Origin of the sequence: Methanocalculus sp. (assembly GCF_029762515.1) — an archaeon.
Classification (GTDB): domain Archaea; phylum Halobacteriota; class Methanomicrobia; order Methanomicrobiales; family Methanocorpusculaceae; genus Methanocalculus.
Genome location: NZ_JARVGN010000374.1, coordinates 1 through 2,228, shown reverse-complemented (window position 1 = coordinate 2,228; position 2,228 = coordinate 1). Strand labels below are relative to the sequence as shown.

The window sequence follows — 2,228 nt, the reverse complement described above, 5'->3', positions numbered from 1 at the left end:
GCAGCTCCGGGGGCACAGGTACTTCGTCCGGGAGCGGTGCATAAAAGGGTGGAGCGGAGGGGCGGAGCCGGAAAACAGGGGTTTATCAACGTTTCTTTACCAAGACAAGATAAATTCTATGAAAATTCAATTATTCCCGGATTATTGGAGAAATTGGGGCTTTAATAAGATTCGGTAAAAATTGGTTTCGTTCAGCATTCCGCTAAAAATTCTTCGGACTCCTGAGGGATAAATGAATCATCAATATACTGAAAGGACTGCGGAGCGATAAAATTGGAATTATGCTCCCAAGGATCATAGGGTTCATCAAATTGAAGCATCTCATCGATACCTATGGCAAAACCTTTCTCTTTGCCATGAAAGTAATTGAAAAATTCTTCCTCATCAATGCCGGATGCATCTTTCACCTTCATCCAAAGTCTATCGGGATGGTCTTCCAGGATATCCCCTACACGGAATTTCCCAATGATTTTTTTCACGGGATATGACGAGTATATGAAAATTTCCTGAACAGATTGATCTTTAAAGATCACCTTACGGAACTCGAATTTTTTATTTCCCTTCAGGATCTGCTCTACATATTTCGGTTTAATTGAAAGTAAAACTCTCATTAATTCCACCCATCCGTTTAATTTTAGCAAATTTCTCGTCGTCGATTTGTGTAATTGATTGAGGGGCTCCAGAGAGAATGCCTGAATCCAATAGTTCTTTGAGTGTGATGCCGTGGCGGAGATGGAAATGATGTCTAAATAATAGTATTGCGAGCGGCTTATAAGATCTTTCGATTTCATTGTGTGAATACACACTTCTTTTTCCGATAATCCTTATAATCTCATCAATGTCTCGAACATCGGGATAGAAATTATCAACCACACCAAGAGACACAATTGCTTTTTTATCAGCAGATCTGTAAAAAAGTACAATATCTCCGGGATTTACTTTTTTTATTCTGCTATGGGTTAGATATGCCTTTTTAATTGTGTTTCCCTCCGGGCTGAATTCTCCATCATGCTCGTATAGTCTGGTCTGTCTCCCATCAGAAAAATCTGCATATAACCGATCGTGGAAGTCTGGCCGAATTGGAATGATGAGTTTCCTCACATGTTCGCCATCATAGAAACTTGGGTGGTATCGCCGAGAGATCTCTACAGGAGTAAGGGCGGCCACATCTGCCCCCTCAATACACAGTTCTTTGAGGAAGATATCCTCGTCGATACCCCGTGAGGTGAGCACCCCTGCTTTGAAAAAACCAAATTCTGTGATAAGATCGACCAATCGGTCCTCAGGTTCGGTGAAGTGCGTCAAATAGATCTCACATATCCCATTCTGCAATGCAATATCATTTGATACCTTGAGGAGCAATTCTCCGATTTTATAGCCAATATGAGTCACTTTCATCGTGGCAATCTTTAATCTCTTCTTTTTCGGAAGCGGGGGTATGGAAGAAATTGCTTCATTTTCAATTTTATAAATCAGGATGGCACCAAGAGTTCCATCCGATCTACGGTTGACAAAACATTTTCTCCCTTCTTTCGAGATTTTTGCAAACCATTCACTAAATTCCGGATAATCTCGCCTTAAAGTGTCAAAAAGTGGGTCATTTACATCCAGATTGTGAACGTAGTCTTCTGTTAACGCAGGAGGCGTGAGTACCGCATGTTTTGAGGGCAGGAATTCGTTGAAAAATGAAATCGCCTCATTGATAACAAAAACTCTATCGGCGATGCCAAGGCCCTGAGCTTTCTTGTGGATCCCCCGATCTTCTGTTATGAAAAAATCAACCGAGTTCTTATAAACCCCATAAAGGATTGCATTGTCAATTGCATCATTGGACGTTTTAATTGGGCCGACCGCTTCAATATATTCAAAGTCATGTGAGGGAGAAGGAGGGCGTTGAAGTACAGAGTATACCCGAATTTTTGAGAGATTTACCGCTCTCCTTTTTTCATCGTCATCCTTCTGCAATTCCTGAATGGATAGAGGATGGACGAATAATTCAGTTTTCAATTCGTTTAACAGCCTTAGAAGATTGCTGAGATCCTCTGAAACAACATGATCTTCCTCCCGATAGATGAAAATATTCGTGTCTATAAGGATCCTCATAGGCGCCCCTTGTGTTTTTTAAGAAATCGTACCATAATAATCTTGTTTTTTATATCCTGACAGAAATACGCCGTTTGCGTTAAACTTCATATGTGCAGGCCTCCATCACCTCCATGGGGTCGTAG

The 2,228-nt window shown here is 41.1% G+C and carries 2 protein-coding genes; both read right to left on the bottom strand.

The features are described from left to right. Positions 1–191 precede the first annotated feature (191 nt). Positions 192–611, bottom strand: a complete 420-nt coding sequence (locus QCH34_RS11095) for an ASCH domain-containing protein (protein WP_300334122.1) — start codon at positions 609–611, stop codon at positions 192–194. Next, entirely contained in the window at positions 589–2,103 is a 1,515-nt protein-coding gene (locus QCH34_RS11090; RefSeq protein ID WP_300334119.1) for a hypothetical protein, read from the bottom strand. The genes QCH34_RS11095 and QCH34_RS11090 overlap by 23 nt, the downstream gene beginning before the upstream one ends. Positions 2,104–2,228: the final 125 nt, after the last annotated feature.

Coding starts and splice junctions, on each gene's coding strand:
- QCH34_RS11095 (WP_300334122.1), bottom strand. CDS start 611: ATGAGAGTTTTACTTTCAATTAAACCGAAATATGTAGAGCAGATCCTG.
- QCH34_RS11090 (WP_300334119.1), bottom strand. CDS start 2,103: ATGAGGATCCTTATAGACACGAATATTTTCATCTATCGGGAGGAAGAT.